This is a genomic window from Cypionkella sp. TWP1-2-1b2, assembly GCF_049896245.1.
Taxonomy (GTDB): domain Bacteria; phylum Pseudomonadota; class Alphaproteobacteria; order Rhodobacterales; family Rhodobacteraceae; genus Cypionkella.
The window spans coordinates 1-17,702 of the sequence record NZ_JAFCTX010000013.1; the positions used below are offsets into that span (position 1 = coordinate 1).

At 60.7% G+C, this 17,702-nt stretch carries 14 protein-coding genes; 4 read left to right on the plus strand and 10 right to left on the minus strand.

Features of this window, described 5'->3' with window-relative positions; all coding sequences use genetic code 11:
• Window positions 1-56: 56 nt before the first annotated feature.
• The 5 genes from ACP7AP_RS10350 to ACP7AP_RS10370 all read right to left on the minus strand — a co-directional run bounded on the left by ACP7AP_RS10350 (window position 57) and on the right by ACP7AP_RS10370 (window position 8,971).
• Window positions 57-263, minus strand: a complete 207-nt coding sequence (locus ACP7AP_RS10350) for a flagellar motor protein MotB (RefSeq protein ID WP_426034132.1) — start codon at window positions 261-263, stop codon at window positions 57-59.
• Between the two features lie 88 nt (window positions 264-351).
• Complete coding sequence (locus ACP7AP_RS10355) at window positions 352-1,533, minus strand: HlyD family type I secretion periplasmic adaptor subunit (protein ID WP_426034133.1); 1,182 nt, start codon at window positions 1,531-1,533, stop codon at window positions 352-354.
• Window positions 1,530-3,833: an ATP-binding cassette domain-containing protein gene (locus ACP7AP_RS10360; protein ID WP_426034134.1), complete on the minus strand. Its 2,304-nt coding sequence runs from the start codon at window positions 3,831-3,833 to the stop codon at window positions 1,530-1,532. The genes ACP7AP_RS10355 and ACP7AP_RS10360 overlap by 4 nt, the downstream gene beginning before the upstream one ends.
• Window positions 3,830-5,047, minus strand: coding sequence for a TolC family protein (locus tag ACP7AP_RS10365; protein WP_426034135.1), 1,218 nt, complete (start codon window positions 5,045-5,047; stop codon window positions 3,830-3,832). The genes ACP7AP_RS10360 and ACP7AP_RS10365 overlap by 4 nt, the downstream gene beginning before the upstream one ends.
• Window positions 5,048-5,173: 126 nt before the next feature.
• Window positions 5,174-8,971 carry an Ig-like domain-containing protein gene (locus tag ACP7AP_RS10370; RefSeq protein WP_426034136.1) on the minus strand — a complete coding sequence of 1,266 codons (3,798 nt, stop codon included), beginning with the start codon at window positions 8,969-8,971 and terminating at the stop codon, window positions 5,174-5,176.
• Window positions 8,972-9,305: 334 nt separating this feature from the next.
• Here ACP7AP_RS10370 and ACP7AP_RS10375 point away from each other — a divergent pair, with 334 nt between their 5' ends.
• Window positions 9,306-9,956, plus strand: a complete 651-nt coding sequence (locus ACP7AP_RS10375) for a GntR family transcriptional regulator (RefSeq protein WP_426034137.1) — start codon at window positions 9,306-9,308, stop codon at window positions 9,954-9,956.
• A gap of 162 nt (window positions 9,957-10,118) precedes the next feature.
• Here ACP7AP_RS10375 and ACP7AP_RS10380 read toward each other — a convergent pair whose 3' ends face one another.
• Window positions 10,119-11,399, minus strand: a complete 1,281-nt coding sequence (locus ACP7AP_RS10380; protein ID WP_426034138.1) for a dipeptidase — start codon at window positions 11,397-11,399, stop codon at window positions 10,119-10,121.
• 146 nt (window positions 11,400-11,545) lie between these two features.
• Between ACP7AP_RS10380 and ACP7AP_RS10385 the strand changes: the two genes are divergently transcribed.
• Window positions 11,546-12,049 carry a hypothetical protein gene (locus ACP7AP_RS10385; RefSeq protein ID WP_426034139.1) on the plus strand — a complete coding sequence of 168 codons (504 nt, stop codon included), beginning with the start codon at window positions 11,546-11,548 and terminating at the stop codon, window positions 12,047-12,049.
• The gene (locus ACP7AP_RS10390) at window positions 12,022-12,300 is read left to right on the plus strand and encodes a PfkB family carbohydrate kinase (RefSeq protein ID WP_426034240.1); all 279 of its coding nucleotides are present in this window, start codon (window positions 12,022-12,024) and stop codon (window positions 12,298-12,300) included. The genes ACP7AP_RS10385 and ACP7AP_RS10390 overlap by 28 nt, the downstream gene beginning before the upstream one ends.
• A gap of 16 nt (window positions 12,301-12,316) precedes the next feature.
• Here ACP7AP_RS10390 and xylA read toward each other — a convergent pair whose 3' ends face one another.
• From xylA to ACP7AP_RS10410, 4 genes are all read right to left on the minus strand, one after another.
• Window positions 12,317-13,618, minus strand: coding sequence for a xylose isomerase (gene xylA, locus ACP7AP_RS10395; protein WP_426034140.1), 1,302 nt, complete (start codon window positions 13,616-13,618; stop codon window positions 12,317-12,319).
• The gene (xylB, locus tag ACP7AP_RS10400; protein WP_426034141.1) at window positions 13,615-15,051 is read right to left on the minus strand and encodes a xylulokinase; all 1,437 of its coding nucleotides are present in this window, start codon (window positions 15,049-15,051) and stop codon (window positions 13,615-13,617) included. The genes xylA and xylB overlap by 4 nt, the downstream gene beginning before the upstream one ends.
• 72 nt (window positions 15,052-15,123) lie before the next feature.
• A complete protein-coding gene (locus ACP7AP_RS10405) occupies window positions 15,124-16,026 on the minus strand; it encodes a DMT family transporter (RefSeq protein WP_426034142.1) in 903 nt (300 codons plus the stop codon).
• A 10-nt stretch (window positions 16,027-16,036) separates the two neighbouring features.
• A complete protein-coding gene (locus ACP7AP_RS10410; RefSeq protein ID WP_426034143.1) occupies window positions 16,037-16,918 on the minus strand; it encodes a LysR family transcriptional regulator in 882 nt (293 codons plus the stop codon).
• A 146-nt stretch (window positions 16,919-17,064) separates the two neighbouring features.
• On the opposite strand from ACP7AP_RS10410, the gene ACP7AP_RS10415 reads away from it, so the two are divergent.
• Window positions 17,065-17,589, plus strand: coding sequence for a hypothetical protein (locus ACP7AP_RS10415; RefSeq protein WP_426034144.1), 525 nt, complete (start codon window positions 17,065-17,067; stop codon window positions 17,587-17,589).
• The last annotated feature ends 113 nt before the right edge of the window (window positions 17,590-17,702 follow it).

The window sequence follows — 17,702 nt, forward strand, 5'->3', positions numbered from 1 at the left end:
CTGCGAAGCTCCATAGGATGTGATTTGCCCATCTCGATCCCCTATATCTGGAAAGATCAGGGAATCAGAAACCGTCCAAGATGGGAAGCCTGAATCATATGAACGGCGACTTGCTCTAACAGCCACATCAGCATGAAGAAGGCCATCATGGCCGTCACAAAGTCAGCATAGGCCACTTTCCACGCCCCACCGTGGTGACCGCTGGCTTTGATTATTTTCTTCCGCTTGATGATGACTGGCGCAGCATTTGATTGCCCGACCATCACACACCCATGTTTCACACCCAGGGTCAGGTATAGCGCAACAGGCTTTACCAAGGCTTAAGCGATTGGATTTTATCTATTTCCAGTCTCAACGTTCGCGCAACGCCTCGTTCGACTTATACAAAGGCTTGGTCAGATAAGTCAGAATCGTCTTACCGCCTGTCTCTAACTCCACATCCGCCTGCATACCCGGCTTAATCTCAAGCCCCTTTTGCCGTGCAGTGAATTTGCTTTGATCGACCGCCAGCGTCACCTTGTAATGCGGATCGCCGTTCGGATCACGAGAGCGTTCATCCTTGAACGTATCCGCCGAAATGAACACCACTTTCGCCTTCAATGACCCATAGATGGTATAATCATAGGCCGATAACTTTACCGTCGCATCCAAGCCTTCGCGCACCGAGGCAATATCGCGCGGCTTCACCCGCGCCTCGATGAACAATGCGTCATCCAGCGGGATGATCTGCAAAATCTCCTCACCGGGCTTGACCACGCCGCCGATTGTGGTGATCGACAACTTGTTCACCACGCCCTTCATCGGCGCCACCAGCACGGTGCGCGACAACTGATCCTGCGCCAGCTTCAGCTTTTGCCGCAAGCCCGCGAGGTCACTTTCGGTCTTGGCGTAATCGGTCGCCCGCTCCATCTGAGTCGTGGTGCGCGCCTCGCTCAGCTTGTTCTTCGCATCCGAATTGTCCCGCCGCGCCCGCGTCACTTCGATCAGCGGAGCGATGTCCTGCTTATACATTTTCTCCAACAATTCGGCCTCCTTAGAGGTCTGCTCCAGCACCGACTGCGCGCCACCTACCCGCGCGTCATATTCGCTCAAACGCGCAGTCAGCAGCGCCTTTTCCGAGGCCACAACATCCGGCACCCTCTGCGCAAATCTCTGCGGCACATCAAACCCCGGCGCGCCGTTCATCTCGGCTTCCAGCCGCAAACGCCGGATTTCCAGCGTGGCGATTTCGTCCGACAACTCATCCACCGCTGCCTGATATTGCGTGCCATAAAGCCGAGCCAATGTCTGTCCCGGCTCTACCACATCGCCCTCGGCCACGTTCAATTCGGCCAGAATCCCGCCTTCAAGGTTCTGGATGATCTGCGGGCGGCTAGAGGATACCACCTCGCCCTGAGCGCGCACGATCTCATCCACCCAAGCGACCGAGGCCCAGGCCACGAACACCACCATCACCGCCACGATCATCCAGATCGTGCGGCTTGGCCCACGGGTTTTCTCGGCGAAACTTTCGTCATAGCTGGCAAGGCTCATGGTTTGGCCCCCCCAACCTGCATTGAAAACGGCTTTTTCACCGGAGTGATGCTGCCAATCGCAACCCCAGCCGCCGGGGCAGGGGCCTGCGCTGCAATCCCGCCGCCGTTCAAATGCGCCAGCACAACTTCACGCGGCCCATCCACCACAAGCCGCCCGTTTTGCATGATCACCACGCGGTTGGTCAGCTGTAAAATCGGCACGCGGTGGGTGGCAATGATCGCGGTGCGGCCTTCCAGCCAAGTTTTCAGCCGCGACACCAGCGTGGTTTCCAAAGTCTGATCCAGCGCCGCCGTCGGCTCATCCAAAATCGCAACGCTTGGGTTTTGCAGCCAAATCCGCGCCCAACCGATGCTTTGACGTTGGCCGACCGACAGGCCTTCACCCATCTCGCGGATTTCCAGATCAAGCCCACGCGGATGGCTGCGCACGAACGGCCCCAGCCCTGCGAAATCCAGCGCATCGAGCAAACGGTCATCGTCGCGTTCCAGCTGCGACATGTTCAGATTATCGCGCAAGGTGCCTGCAAACAGCCGCACTTCCTGCCCCAGATAACCCACGCCGCGCCGCAAATCGCGCGGATGCACTTGGTTCAGATCCACCCCGTCAATCAAAACCCGCCCGGCCGAAGGCTCGTAAAGCCCCGCCAACACCCGCAACAGCGTCGATTTGCCCGAGCCATTCGCGCCCAAAACCGCGATATGCTGGCCTGCCGGGATCGACAGCCCGTTGATCTCTACTGTCGCCGCCGCTTTCGGATCATAGCGGAACTCGACATTGCGCAACTCGAACGCGCCTGTCAGTTTGTCGCGGCGCAGATAGTGCCGACCGGTTTCCTCTGCCTGATTGGACTGCGCAATCGCCTCCAACCCATCCAGCGCTGATTTCACATTGGTCCACTTTGACATCGTCGAGGACAAAGCCGCCAAAGGCCCCAAGGTCCGCCCGGTCAGAATGCCAATCGCAATGATCGTGCCAACAGTGAAATCGCCCGCGAACACCAGATAGGCCCCGGCGACCACTGCCAGAATATAGGTCGCCTGTTGCACGCCCTGCGCCCAATAGCCCAGCATCGCCGTCAGATGCCGTTGATCACTGGATTTCACCGCCGACAGAGTCGACAACTCCGCCCAAATCCGCTTGATCCGGTCCTCGCCGCGTTGAGTGGTGACGGTTTCTGCCTCAAAAATCGCCTCATACAGCAACCGCGCCGCACGGGTCGAAGCGCCTTGCGTGGCCGCCGTCAAAGCCACCATGCGCCTTTGAAACAGGAAACCCGGCAGCACCATCAGCACGCCGCCCGCGATCAGAATCCACACCAGATTGCCGCCGATTGAGGCAACAAGGGCAAGGAAAATCAGGATAAATGGCAAATCCGCCATCGTGCCAATCGTCGTCGCGGTGAAAAACTCTCGCACCGAGGAAAACTCGCGCATCGCCGCGAACAGGCTGGAAGGGCTGCGCTGCCCCGGCCCGTGTTTCATGCCCAGCAGCTTATCCATCAGCCGCGCCTGCACCGACAATTCAATCCGCTTGCCCGTGGTATCCATCAACCCCGAACGCGCCAGCTTCAAAGCCGCTTCCAGCACAATCGCCAGCATTGCGCCCAGCGCCAGCACCCACAACGTCGGTTCCGACTGATACGGGATCACCCGGTCATAAACCTGCATCGAGAATAGCGACACCGCCACCGCCAGCAGGTTGGCAACCAGCGACCCGGCAGCCACTTCGCCCAACTGGCGTTTGTAGCGCTTGAACTCGCCCCAGAACCAGTGCGGAGCCTTCGCAGCCTCGACATGCCGGGTTTCCAACTCGGCGACCGAAGTGCGCACCCGCAAAATCCGGCCCGCATAGACCTGCGCGAAATCCTCATGCGGCACTTCTGCGCGCATATTATCGACGCTGGTGTCATACACCTCAACGCCGTCAGCCGTCTCACCCAGAACCAAAACGATCTGGCCCGAGGTCATTTCCGCCAAAGCTGGCCAGTGCGGCATACTTGGCACGGCGACAGCGTCCACCTGCGCTGCGACGCTGCAACTGCGCAAAGCACGCGCGACCTCTGGCAACCCCAACTGCCCCGCGTCTGAGGCCAGCTGGATCTGCTCGACCACATCGGACACCGCGAGATCAACGCCGCACAGCCCGGCGTAAACCGAGGCCAGTTGCGCCCGGCTTAGCGCCCGCGCGTTATGCCGACCCTGCGGCACCCGCGTATCCGTGCCACCGCGCGCGGCAATATCCCCAGCCGCAGCGACGCGGCCCGCATTGATATCAAAGGCCACAACCCGGTCATTCACATCCGTGCCCCATCTACCAACACCCCACGATCACGGGCGATTTCCAGATCAATCAGCGCCATGTCATAGCCCAGCGAGGCCTGATCGCGCTGCAACCGTGCGTAGGAACCATACTGTCCCACCAACTCCAGCAGCGTCCGCCGCCCGACCTTGTATTGCTGGGTGAACAGATCAAGGTTGGCCGCCGTTTGCCGCAGCACCTCATTGCCCTGCGCCTGGCGAGAGGCCAGATCGGCCTTCTGCTGCTGCAACGAGACGATACGGCGATTGGCGGTCTCAGCGGCCTCGGCGGTTTGCCGATCCACCACATCGCCCGTTTGCTGCAAGGCGGTGATGTTGTCCTTCGCGCCGGGGTTCAAAAGCCCCGCACCATTCAGCCGCACACCGGGGTTTACCCCGCCCTCATCCAAGCCTGCCGTCGCCGACAGACCAAACTTCAACCCAGCCAGTTGCATCTGGGCCTGCGCAATCGCCCGTGCGCCTTCACCACGCGCTTTTACCACGGCCAAAGGCTCGGCAGTGGATTGGCTCAAATCGGGCAGGCTATCCAAGTCGCTGATCCCGCCCAAGGGTTGCCCGGCCAAGGCCGCCAGTTGTGCCATCTGACTGGACTCGGTCTGTAAATCCACCGCGACTGTCGCCTGCATTTCCGCCAGACTTTGGTTCAACACCTGCTGTTCCGAGCCATCCGACAAGCCGCCCGCGACGCGCTTACCCATGATCCCGCTGAATTCCTGCAATTTGGCAGAAGCCGCCTGCGACACCACCGCCTGCGCCCGCGCCCGCTGGGCATTGACGTAATACGACAATCCCTCAAACACCCTCTGGTTCATCGCGGTGGAAAGGCTGACCGCCGCCACCTCGACATCCGCCGCGGCAAACGCCCGTTCCGCCTTGCGCCGCCCGTTATCGAACAGGGATTGCTCCAGCAGCAAACTTGCCGCCAAGCCGCCCAAATTGGTCAGGTTCACCGAAGGCCCAATCGACGGCAGCCAGTTCTTCGATTGCGCATTGGCTTTCAGCCGCGCCACGCGCAATTCGGCCTCTGCCGCGCCTGCGCTGGCACTGATCACCGCGCCTGACACTTTCGCATAAGAGCCCCCCGGTGGTAAAACCGAGCGACGCCCCTGTAAATTCCCAATCAGGCCCGCGCCCGCAGGTTGCCCCAAGGCCCCTACCGCACCAGGCCCCGCTTGATCATGCGTTTGCAGCATCGAAGGCGCCTCTGACCCCGCCATGCAACCCGCCAACAAGGCAAATCCTACCAGCGCCGGGACGAGGTATTTCACCCCGTTCCCGGACCCGTTTCTGCGGTTCTTGGGCATCGCCCGTTTCCCTGATCAAACAGCGGTATTGACTTGGATATCGTCGTCGACCAACACCGAAGCCCCACTGCTGCCCAGCGTGTAAAGCGTATAGCTCTCGCCGTTCACCACTTGATGCGCGCCTGCGACCGCGCCCACGATGTTGACGTGATCATCCGCACCGCCGCGGATCGCCATCTGGTGATCCGCCCCGGTCAGGCTGTTGATCTGCGCTTCGGTCAGCGACAAGGTCGCATGGGACGAGCTCAGATCAATGGTGCCAAAGTCAAAGCCTTGCAGCCCCTCGCGGTTCAAATCCACCGTCACATCGGTGGTCGAGCGCAGATAAAGCGTGCTTTGCTCGTTGCCCGCCGCATCGGTATCGTTGATCACCAGATAGCTGCCGTCTGCCACCGGATTGGTGAAGAATGCCCAGTGGCTTTGCACATTGCTGCCATTCACATCGACGCCCGCATCGAACTGCGCCGTCGGGTGCAGATCAATCGCCGCCCCCGTCGCTGCAATCGCGTGATAGGTCAGCGTATCCGGCGACACAGCCGAAGCCACACCCGAGATCAGGTTGCCGGTGCCCGCATCGTTGGTGATCCACGGATCAGTCGGCAGCATAGTGTCGTAGTGGAAGCTGTCGGTATAGCTGGCGGTATTGCCCGCATGATCGGTTGCCGTCACCGTGACCGTGGTGTTGCCTTCACCTGTCGGCAAGGACGAGGTCGGGAAAGTCGCACTCCACAGCCCATCCGCGCCGACCGAAGCCGTCACTTCCGCGCCATTTGCCAGATGCAGCACCAGCGTCGAGAATGGCTCTGACGTGCCGGTCAGTGTCAGGCCCGCCGCACGTTCCGCCAAGTTCAGAATATCGTCGCCCGCGATCACCTCAACATGCGTGAAGTTGCGCACGATGGTATCCACCGCAACCTGCTCGGTCAGGGTCGAGACGTTGCCAACATGATCTGTCGCCACCGCCGTCAGCGTCACCGAGTTTTCGCCCGCCGGAATCTCGCCCGCCGGAATGGTGAAGCTCCAGCTGCCATCGGCTGCGACAGTGGCCGCATGTTGTGCGCCGCTGCCGAACTTCAGCATCACGGTCGAGCCCGCCTCGACATGGCCGGTCACGGTCAAACCGCTGGTGGCTTCCGCTGCGTTCAGGATCGCATCCGACCCGGTCAACAGGGTTGCGCGGTCAAACGGCACCACCTCGGTATCGACATTGACGACATGGCTGGTCGTGGCGGTGTTGCCCAAAGCATCGGTCGCCACAGCCGTCGCGGTCGTGGCATAAGTGCCCGATCGGATTTCACTGGACAAGAAATTCGCCGTCCAAGTGCCTGCATTGCTTGCGATAACGGTATGGCTGACGCCATCCATCGTCACAACCACGCTTGCACCCGCTTCTGCCGTCCCGGTCAGCGCCACACCAACGGCTTCTTCCGCGCCGCTGATGATGTCATCGCCGCCCGCTTGGCCGACATTGATCGCCACATTGGTTTGGGTATCGACATGCACGGTATGGCTTGCGGTGGCGACGTTGCCCGCCGCATCCGTTGCCCGCACCGTGACGGCCGAATCGTAGGTGCCTGCCGTCACTTCGCTGGCCGCGAAACTCGCGCTCCAAGTGCCGTTGCTTGCCGCCGTAACCGTCCTCACGGCGCCTTCAAAGGTGACAACAACCGAAGCCCCTGCATCCGCCGTGCCATTCAGCACCACGCCCGCCGCTTTTTCAGCACCCGAGATCGCATCATCGCCACCCGCTTGCCCTGCCGGAATCGCCACCGAAATCTCAGTATCGACGTGCAGGCTATGCGTCGTCGTCGCTGTATTGCCGACGCGGTCCACCGAAGACACCTGAACGGTCGAGTCATACGTCCCGCCGCGCACTTCGCTGGCGGTATAGCTTGCGCTCCAAGTCCCGGTCGAACTTGCGGTGACGACACGGGTCGCACCTTCAAATACAACCGTCACCTGCGCGCCCGCTTCTGCCGTGCCGGTCAGAACCAAGCCACCCGCAGCTTCCACCGCGTTGACCATATCGTCACCGCCTGCTTGGCCCGGATTAACCGTAACAGTCGTTTGCGTGTCGATATGCATGTTATGCGTGGTCGAAGCCGAGTTGCCCGCCAGATCGGTTGAAGTCACCGAAACCACCGTGTCATAGGTGCCGGGAACGATCTGACTGCTGGTAAAGCTTGCGGTCCAAGTGCCGGTCGCGCTTGCTGTGACAGTTTGGCTGAACCCGCCCAGCGTCACCACAACCGTCGCTCCAGCTTCCGCCGTGCCGGTCAAAGCCACCCCAGCCGCAGCCTCGATGCCCGAGATCACATCATCGCCGCCCGATTGGCCATTGTTAACCGTCACCGAGGTTTCAGTGTCAACATTCACCACTTGGGTTGCCGTCGCGGTGTTGCCAAAGCTGTCGGTCGCCGTTGCCGTCGCGGTCGATGTATAGGTGCCCGCTGTGACCGAGCCTGCCGGATAGGTCACCGACCACACGCCGCTCGAATTGGCGGTCGTGATCAGCGTGGTGCCATTCCATGCCACCGCCACCTGTGCGCCCGCCTGCGCTGTGCCGTTCAGCACCACGCCCGCTACAGCCTCGCTTGCGTTCACCATACCATCGCCGCCCGGCGTGCCAGTGAAGGCCACCGAGGTCTGGGTATCCACCGCAAACGTGTGGCTCGAGGTCGAGGTATTGCCGTGATTATCCGTCGAAGTCGCCGTAATCACCTGATTATACTCACCAGCGGGCAGGGTGCCGGTCGGATAGGTCGTGGTCCAATGCCCGTCAGAGCCAACCACAACCGTGTTCGTCACGCCATTCAGCGTCACATTCAAAGTTGCGCCCGCAATCGAGCTGCCATTCACCACCAACCCGGTTGAATTCTCGACAAAATTCACCTTGTCGTCGCCGGTGACCGCATCAAAGTTGATCGGGTTCGGCACGGTATCGACCACCAGAACATCGTTCCAGGTCGTGCTGTTGCCCGCCGCATCGGTGGCCTTCACCACCACCGGAATCTCATACTCGCCCGGATCAACTTCCGTGGTCGGAAAGGTCACCGTCCAGTGGCCGGTGTTGTCCACCGTGGTCGTCTGCGTGTGGCCATTGACCAAAACGTCGATCTTCGCACCCGGCTCGCTGGTGCCGCCGATCACCACGCCATTCACATAATCAGCACCATTCTCAACATGGTTCACCGATTTGGTGCCCTCGGTCACCGTCACCGCAGGCGGGGTCGTGTCAGGGGTGCCGCCACCACCGCCACCACCGCCACCACCGCCACCACCGCCACCACCGCCACCGCCGCCAACCAACGCAATCGCGCCGGCCCCGGCTGCAATCGCGCCAAAGCCGCCCAAGCCCAGCAGACCCGGCACGAACGGTGCCATCCCGGCAGGTTCGTTCGACACCATCGCCACATCCGAGATGCTATCCGCTTGGGTAAAGCGCATATCGTCCAGCGGGCTCCACTTGTCCCAGCCGCTGACCGGGCCGTAATCCGCTGCCAGCACGCCGCCCTGACCCTCGTGGACGATCACCTCGGTGATCTCGCCATCCGAGGACAGATAGAGATGGTTCACATCTCCTGCGTTTTCGTTGAAATAATTGCTCAGCACGATGCTGCGGCCATCCGACAGCTTGACCAGCAAATCGCCGCCCTGCTGCTCATAGCCGACCACACTTGCCTTCGAGAGGTTCAGCGAAACGCTATCGCCCGAACCAACCTGAATGAAATTGCCTTGGCTGTCGCCTGCGACACTGCCATGCTGCGCGCCGCCCGCAACATTGCGGACCGCGAAATCAATCGCTTTTACCATCGTACTACTCCGCCTCAAAAAACCCAGACTTTAGTGTCCGGCGTGTTATTCGCCCCACTTTCGGGGGCTGATTAAAATCACGAATATCTATCTTTCGATACGATTTCTAGTACGAAGACAAAGCGTGATGGGTTTTTGCCGGATTTCCCCCCCAATTTCGCCACATTTGCGGCTTTCGCGCTGCAGATCATCTTCTTTCACGCAGCCATCGCGTGGAAGCCATTGCGCGCCAATCTCCCATTGGTTGTATTTGCGAAACAATCGACACAGCCTTACATGAAGTTTTCCGGCTATCCCCCTTTACCTGACAGCCTTTTCGGTCTTTTGATCAGACATGGCAGGCCAAACCGAAACCCTCACCAATAAGATCCTGTCGTGGATCGACACAGGCCGCCTCAACCCCGGCGATGTGATTGATGAGTCCGAGCTGGTTGCCGAATTCGCTGTCTCCCGCACCCCCGTCCGCGAAGCTATCTTGCAACTTGAAGCCATGGGCCTTGTGCGCCGCCTGCCGCGCAAGGGCGCCACGGTGTTCCGCCCCAGCCTTGAGGAATTCTTGGCCATCCTGGAAGTTCATGCCAAACTTGAAGGCCAAGCCGCAGGCCTCGCGGCGCGCCGTCTGTCGGTGTCTTGGGCCACGGCACTGGAAGCCGCCGTGCAAGCCTGTGAGACGTTCTCGGCCGAACAAGGCGATGCCAACCCCGACGCCTATTACCAGTTGAACCTGCGCTTTCACGAATGTGTCGCTCTGGCCGCAGGCAACCCGTTTCTGACCGAGATGATCAAAACCAACGCCCGCAAACTGCTGGCCTACTACCGGGCCCGCTACCGCTATGCCGGGGCCATTGCCACCTCTGCCGCTGAGCACCGCGCCATCGCCAGCCTGATCTTCGCCCGCGATGCCGCCGGGGCCGAGACCCTGATGCACCGCCACGTCCAATTCGACCAAATCACCGCGATGGACCTGCTGGCCGCTTTGTCCTGACCCACCGCTTATCGGCCCTTTCAGGCCTCTGCGCTACAAAGCGAGAAGCGCCCGCAAGGGAGCGCCGAGCGCGCCTTATGCCCCCAACCGTTGCAACAACCGCACATAAGCCGATTGACCCAACCGAAACGCCTCCAGCCGGAAGAACTCATTCGGCGCGTGTCAGTTCTCATCATCATGCGAAAAGCCAAACATCACCGCATGCACCCCCAATACCTCCAACAAGGTGGTCATCACCGGAATAGATCCGCCCAAGCGTGTCCGATACGGCGCTTTGCCATAAACCTCGTCCAACACCTGCGCCGCGATCCCCGTCGCATTATGCCCCGATGGCACCAAAAACGGCCCCGCCCCGCCTTGCCCCCGCTCCAGTTCAGCCGTCACCCCGGCAGGGCAATGCGCCTGCACATGGGCAGCCAAAGCCGCCAAAATCTTCGCCGGGTCTTGCGCCGCCACCAAACGACAGGTGATCTTCGCCCGCGCCTCAGCGGGCAATACGGTTTTCGTGCCAATCCCTTGCCATCCACTGGTCAGCCCGTTCACATCCAACGTCGGACGTGCCCAGAGCCGCTCGCGCGTCGAATACCCCGGCTCGCCAAACACCGCCGGCGCGTCGGTTTCCGCCAGATAATTGGCCTCATCATAGGGGATCCGCGCAATCGCCGCCCGATCCGCCTCGGTCAGCGGCACGACATCGTCATAGAATCCCGTAACCGTCACCAAGCCATCCGCCGATTTCATCGACGTCAACAGATGCGCCAAAGCCATCGCCGGATTGGCAATCCCACCGCCATGCAGCCCCGAATGTTGATCCGACCTTGGCCCACGCACCACAATATCCGCCTTGGCCAACCCCTTGAGCGCCTCAACAATCTGCGGCTGATCCGGCGCATATTGCAGCCCATCCGCCGAGAAAATCATATCCGCCGTCAACCGACCCACATTGGCCGCTACAAACGGCGGTAAATCAGGTGAGCCGATCTCCTCCTGCCCCTCAAAGAAAAACTTCACATTCACCGGCAAACGCCCAGCGGTTTTCAGCAGCGCCTCCACCGCCAGGATCGGCACCAACATGCCGCCCTTGTCATCCGAAGCCCCGCGCCCCCAGACCCGGCCATCCCGCAACTCAGGTTCAAACGGTGGGCTGTGCCACAGATCAAATGGCTCGGCAGGCTGTACGTCAAAATGCCCATAGATCAGCACCGTCGGCTTATCCGCCCCGGCATGCAGCCAATGTCCGCAGACCACCGGATGGCCATCGGTCTGCAAAACCTCGGCCCCGTCTACCCCCGCCGCCGCCAACCGCGCCGCCACCCATTCCGCAGCCCTGATCACATCTGGGATATTCTCGGGCTTGGCCGACACGGATGGAATCCGCACAAACGCCAGCAATTCCTGCACAAACCGCGCCTGTTCCGCGTCCAGATACTGCTGCCAAGCCATCGCCATCTCCTGTCATTGCACCCCGAGGCTAGTGCATCTCCATCCACCAAGCAAACCCCTGCCATGGCAGGATTTTCCTTTGCCAATGACAGAATCCGCACCCACCGATACCGATTGTGAAAACGTTTTCACCAGCAGGTCACGCCATGAACACCGCCCGACTCAGCCGCCTGTTCGCGCCCTCGGGCAACTGCTTTGATGTTGCCATCGACCACGGCATGTTCAACGAGGCCCCCTTCCTAGGCGGCATCGAAAACATGGCAAAATCCATCCAAACCGTCGCCGCAGCCGCCCCCGACGCCATCCAACTGCCCCCCGGCACCGCGAAAATCCTGCAGGCCATCCCCGGCAAGAACCGCCCCGCTTTGGTTTTGCGCACCGATATTGCCAATGTCTACGGCACCCCGCTGCCGCGCATTCTTTACTCCGAAGTCATCGACCGCCCGGTTGAGCAAGGCCTCGTCCTTGATGCCGCCTGCATTGTCGTCAACCTGCTCCTCCTCTCCAATCAGCCCGAACTTTACCGAGATTGCGTGCGCAATGTGAATGCCCTGAAGCGTGAATGTGAAATCTACGGCATGCCGCTGATGATCGCGCCCGCCTGCTGGAAGCCGCCACAGTTCTGCAAGCGCAAGGCGTCAAAACCGTGATCCTGCACACCGCAACCCTTGCTCTTTGGCTCGACCAAACCGCACTCTGGTCCACCCCCGAGCCCGTCAATCCTGCCGAAATCCGCAGCCCGGTCGGTGCCGGAGATGCCTTTTGCGCGGGCATCATCTACGCCATCCACGAAAACTGGACCGCCGAACAAGCCCTCCACCTTGGCCATCACGCCGCTGCTGCTGCCTTGAAAAGCGTCACGGCCAGCGAAGGCATCCCCCCGCTGGCCGCGCTGATCTAATCCGCTAAGCTTCCGCTCAGATGTAGTGGTTCCACAAATTCTCCAACCGCTCCTGACGGCCCGAGCGTGGCTGTGGGTTGATGTTATTCGCAATCACCGCATCGGCGATCACGTCTAGCGGCTGCGTCAGCATCGCTTTAGCCCCCTCACGCTCCCATCCGGCATAACGTGCGCGCCGTGCTGCTTCCAACGTGTCATCCTCCAGCAAATAGGCCGCTGCTTTCAATGCCCGCGCGCAGGTGTCCATGCCGCCGACATGGGCGAGGATCAGATCTTCCGGGTCCAGCGACTGCCGCCGCACTTTGGCGTCAAAGTTGGTGCCACCGGTGGTATAACCGCCCGCGCGCAGGATCTCATAGAACGCCACGGCCTTTTCGGCATGGTTGTTCGGGAACTGGTCGGTATCCCAGCCGGATTGGTAGTCATTGCGGTTCATGTCGATCGAACCGAAAATCCCCAAAGCAGCAGCGGTGGCGATCTCGTGTTCAAACGAATGCCCCGCCAAAATCGCATGGCCCTGCTCGATATTGACCTGAACCTCCTTCTCCAGCCCGAAATCCTTCAGGAAACCGTAAACCGTCGCCACATCGTAGTCATATTGATGCTTCGAAGGTTCCTGCGGCTTTGGTTCGATCAGGATCGCGCCTTTGTAGCCAATTTTGTGCTTATACTCGACGACCGATTGCAGGAAGCGGCCCGCATGCGCGCGCTCGGCTTTCAGATCGGTGTTCAGCAGCGTCTCATAGCCTTCACGCCCGCCCCACAGCACATAGTTTGCGCCGCCGAGTTTATGGGTGGCATCCAGACAAGATTTCACCGTGGCCGCTGCATAGGCGTACACTTCGGGGTCGGGGTTGGTGGCCGCCCCCGACATCCAGCGCTTGTGGCTGAACATATTGGCGGTGCCCCAGAGCAATTTCGCCTTGTGGGTCGATTGCTTTTCGCCAAGATAATCGACGATTTCCTCAAGGTTGCGCAAGCTTTCAGCGAAAGTCGCCCCCTCTGGCCGCGCATCGGCGTCGTGAAAGGCATAGAACGGGGTGCCGAGAATATCGAACATCTCAAACGCCACGTCGGCCTTCAGTTTCGCCAAGACCATGGTGTCGCCGAACCATGGGCGATCAAAGGTCTGCCCACCAAACGGGTCGCCGCCGGGCCATGCGAAGCTGTGCCAATAGGCGACGGCAAAGCGCAGATGGTCTTCCATCCGCTTGCCCAACAGCACCTCATCCGGGTCGTAATGCCGGAAGGCAAACTCGTTGGTCGAGCCTTCGCCCTCATATTTGATCTGCGGAATGTTTTTGAAGAAATCAGTCATGTGAGGCTCCTAATAGCGGTTTGGGCAGCGCGATAACGGGCGTGGCCCGCATCGAAAGCGTCTTTCAGGGCGGGGTCGGGCAGGATTTCCCGCGCGATTTGCGGAAGGCTGGCGATTTCAGCGCCAGCACCTGTGGCGGCCATCAGGCCAAGGCGGGCCGCACCAAAGGCACCGCCGAAATCTCCGGCCACGGGCAGGCTGACTGGGCAATCCAAGGCGGTGGCAATCGCGCGCAGCCAGTAATCCGAGCGTGAACCGCCGCCCACCGCCAGCAAATGCTCCAGCTTGGTCCCCGTCGCGGCCAAAGCATCGCGGCAATCGCGAAACGCAAAGGTCACGCCCTCCAGCACCGCGCGCGTGCCGGCTTGGCGGTCAGTGGCATGCTCCAGCCCGGTAAACGCGCCCCGGATCAAGGCACTATTCAGCGGCGTGCGCTCGCCGCCCAGATAGGGCAGGAACACGGTTTTGCCGGGGGCTTGCAGCGGGCCGATTTCGCCCGTCAAGGTCGCGGCATCCGCCCCGACCAGTTTGGAATACCAGTTCAAAGCATCGGTTGCGGCCAGAACCACGCCCATCTGGTGCCAAGTGTTCGGCAAAGCATGACAGAACGTATGCACCGCCGTCGCAGGGTCGGGCTGATAGCCATCATTGGCGGCAAACAGCACGCCCGAGGTGCCCAAAGACACAAACGCTTCGCCTGCCCGCACCACGCCGACCCCGACGCCTGAAGCCGCATTATCGCCACCACCCCCGGCCACCACCACGCCCCCAGGCATGCCGAAACGATTGGCCAACGCACCTCGAAGCCCGCCCGAAACCTCGGACCCCTCCACCAAACGCGGCATCTGCGCGCGGGAAAGCCCGGTATCGGCCAGCAAAACATCCGACCAATCCCGCCTGCCGGTATCGAGCCAAGCGGTGCCAGCGGCATCTGACATTTCAGACACATGCTCGCCCGTCAGCCACAGCCGCAGATAGTCCTTTGGCAGCAGCACTTTCGCCACTTTGTCCCACAGGGCAGGCTCGTGCTTGCGCAGCCAGTCCAATTTCGGCGCGGTAAAGCCCGGAAACACGATATTGCCGGACAGAGCGCGGAACTCGGGTCGCGCGTCCAAAGCGGCAGCCTCAGCAAAGCTGCGAGTGTCGTTCCACAGAATACAGGGGCGCAGAACGGCATCAGACGCATCTAGCAGGGTTGCCCCATGCATATGGCCGGAAAGCCCGATGCCTTTTACTGCCGCCAAGCCATGCTCGGCCAATTTACCCAGCACCAACTCCGCCGCTTCAATCCACGAGGCCGGGGCCTGTTCCGACCAACCCTCCGCCGGACGTTCCACCGTCAAGGGCGCGGTCGCTTCGGACAGCACGCGCTGGCCCTCATCCATCAAGATGCCCTTCAGCCCCGAGGTGCCCAGATCGAGCCCGATATACATATGTGTCCTCCCCAGAACCGATCCCAACTCAGCATTTTTAGCGCTAACATGTCAGCTATGAAATCGTTTACGCTAAGCGGTTTCATCCTTCAACAGCAGGAATAAAGCCAAAGCGGTTAGAATGACACCGCCCAGCACATTTAACGGCGGCGCTGCGCGGCCCAAAGCGATTTCCCATAGGATAACCCAGCTTGGCACCAGATAGGTATAGGCCATCACCTTGGCCGATGGCAGCCGCAGCGTGGCAAATTGTAGTAAAACAAAGGTCATCGCCGAGGCCGCAACCGAGACATAAATCAAACAAATCCAAACGATAGCGGGCAGGGCGGCCCAATCGGTCGCCAACACATCGCGCCAGCCCCACAGGCACAGAATCACAAACCCCGCCAGCATCATGCCAAAGGTGAACACCAGCGCGGGCTCTCCCCGGTTCAGCTTGCGCACCATCGGCGCGTAAAGCGCATGTGCGATGCAGCCGAAGAAATAGATCACCTCGCCGCGGCCAACCTCAAACCGCGCCAAGGCCGCCAGATCGCCGCGAAAGATCACCCACAAGGCACCCACAGCCCCAATCGCCAGCGCCAAGCCCATCCGCAGCGTGGTGATCTGCCCCAACAGCAGCCAGCCAAATCCGGCGGCCATCAACGGTGTCAGGGTGAACACCGCCGCCGTTGGCACCGCTTCCGCCGTCTGCAAGCCCCAGAACATCAGCACGAAATAACAGGCCAGTAACCCGCCCAAGACTACATAGCGCCACGGGGCAACCCATGTCTTGCGCGGCACCCCCACGGTCAGAAACGCCGCCAGCCCCACCAAAGCCCCCGCCAAAGCAAACCGCGCCACTGTCAGGGCCGAGGGCGAGATATGCGGGGCCGCCATCGCCCCCAGACTAAAACTGCCCGCCACCAGTGCCGAAAACGCCAGCATCGCAACATGACCGCGCTGTGGTTGGTCTAATCCTGCCCAAAGCCTCACCGCGATGACCTCAAACGCTGCACCAGGTTGCTGCCGATTGCCGCAAACAGCTCAGGAAGCTTTGGACCTTCAACGTTCGGTGAAAATCCACATGCGTCACGATCCACAGAGGCGAGTCCCATTCCGGGATTGGCGCCATCACTTCGACCAGATCGGCATCCAACCGCGCCTCATGCGCGCGCATGAAGCCCAAGCCCATCCCTGCTTTCACCGCCGCTTCCGACGCCGCAGGCTCGTTGACGCGGAAGGTCAGACGATCTTGCGACACCCGTTCGCGCAGCCAGCGATAGAACGGCGCGCGGTTGTCAGGGTTATCGACGCCAACAAAGCGGTGCTGCATCAATTCGGCCTCGCCATTCGGCAGACCATTCCGCGCCACATAGGCCTTTGAGGCATAAAGCCCGAACTGCATCTTCACCAAAGGAAGCGCGACGTTATCGGGTTCCTGCGGTGTAGCCCCCGCCCGGATCGCCACATGCGCTTCACCATAATCCAGGCGGTACAGCCGCATATCGGTCAGAAACCGGATCACCACCGCCGGATGCGCCTCTTGAAAGGTCGCGAAAACCGGGGCCAGCAGATGCGCAATGCCGGTGATCGAGGTGACGACCAATTCGCCCGCCACGGTCTCGCCTTGGCCTTTGATCCGGCTCGCCAACTGACCAAACTGATCCTCGGTTGTCTGCGCCACCGACAACAGATCACGCCCGGATTCCGTCGGCGCATAACCGCGCGCATGGCGCTGAAACAGCTTCGCCCCCAGCCGCTTTTCCAAAGAGTCGATATGGCGGATCACCGTGGCATGATGCACCCCCATCACCTCGGCAGCCCCTGAAACCGTGCCCATCCGCGCCACCTGAAACGCCGTCCTGATCTCGTCCCAGTTATCCATCGAGCAGATCCCCTGTGCATTTGCGCACATAAATCAGCAAAGGCCGTCGATAAAGCAAGGGGTTTGTCGGCTTGGACATAAGGCTTGCCCGAAGCGCTGCTTAGGTGGATGCTAAGGCTAGGGAGTTCAAGCCGTCAGAGGCCACCATGAAGCTTGTTTCGACGTCGCCGGATCGCTTGGTGCTGCGCGCCCGCCCCGTGCTGATGGGCATTGGCATAGCCGCTGCCATGCTGCTGTTCGCGGCGATCTGGCTGGCAAAGTTCTTCTCAAAGGATCACAGCGATCTGACCGCCCTCGCGCTGCTGTTTGGCCTGTTCGGCGTGGTTTTCATTGTCTTTGTGCGGCAAGAGGTGGCAGTGTTCGACCGCCCCAGCAACACCCTGACCCTGCGCAGCGTCGCAGTTTTAGGTGCCCGCGAGCAAAGCCGCCCCGTGGCTGAAGTGATCAAGGCAGTGCTCGAAACCAGCGCCAATGACGGCGACAGCAAAGCTGGGCCAAGTCATCGCGCTGTGCTGAATTTCAGCTCTGGCCCGCCACTGCCGCTATCCGCAATATTCCGCTCGGGACCTGACGCGAAAACAGCCGTGCAGCAGATCAACACTTGGCTGAACCAAAAGACCGGGCTGAACCAAAACACCGGGCAGACCCAAAAGCGCCAGAAAAAACGCTGATCGCCCAGCCCTGCTTGACTCGTCCCCTTCAACCGCGTATCGCCCGACCCAATTCCTCGGAGGCAATCGCTTCCGGTCCTTTGGCTTATGCCGGGATCGCCACCTGTCAGCGC

Bases quoted from the DNA above. Each gene is read 5' to 3' on its own strand.
- xylA (WP_426034140.1), bottom strand. From the start codon at position 13,618: ATGACTGATTTCTTCAAAAACATTCCGCAGATCAAATATGAGGGCGAA.
- ACP7AP_RS10415 (WP_426034144.1), top strand. From the start codon at position 17,065: ATGAAGCTTGTTTCGACGTCGCCGGATCGCTTGGTGCTGCGCGCCCGC.
- ACP7AP_RS10410 (WP_426034143.1), bottom strand. From the start codon at position 16,918: ATGGATAACTGGGACGAGATCAGGACGGCGTTTCAGGTGGCGCGGATG.
- ACP7AP_RS10355 (WP_426034133.1), bottom strand. From the start codon at position 1,533: ATGAGCCTTGCCAGCTATGACGAAAGTTTCGCCGAGAAAACCCGTGGG.
- ACP7AP_RS10380 (WP_426034138.1), bottom strand. From the start codon at position 11,399: ATGGCTTGGCAGCAGTATCTGGACGCGGAACAGGCGCGGTTTGTGCAG.
- xylB (WP_426034141.1), bottom strand. From the start codon at position 15,051: ATGTATATCGGGCTCGATCTGGGCACCTCGGGGCTGAAGGGCATCTTG.
- ACP7AP_RS10370 (WP_426034136.1), bottom strand. From the start codon at position 8,971: ATGGTAAAAGCGATTGATTTCGCGGTCCGCAATGTTGCGGGCGGCGCG.
- ACP7AP_RS10365 (WP_426034135.1), bottom strand. From the start codon at position 5,047: ATGCTGCAAACGCATGATCAAGCGGGGCCTGGTGCGGTAGGGGCCTTG.
- ACP7AP_RS10375 (WP_426034137.1), top strand. From the start codon at position 9,306: ATGGCAGGCCAAACCGAAACCCTCACCAATAAGATCCTGTCGTGGATC.
- ACP7AP_RS10350 (WP_426034132.1), bottom strand. From the start codon at position 263: ATGGTCGGGCAATCAAATGCTGCGCCAGTCATCATCAAGCGGAAGAAA.
- ACP7AP_RS10385 (WP_426034139.1), top strand. From the start codon at position 11,546: ATGAACACCGCCCGACTCAGCCGCCTGTTCGCGCCCTCGGGCAACTGC.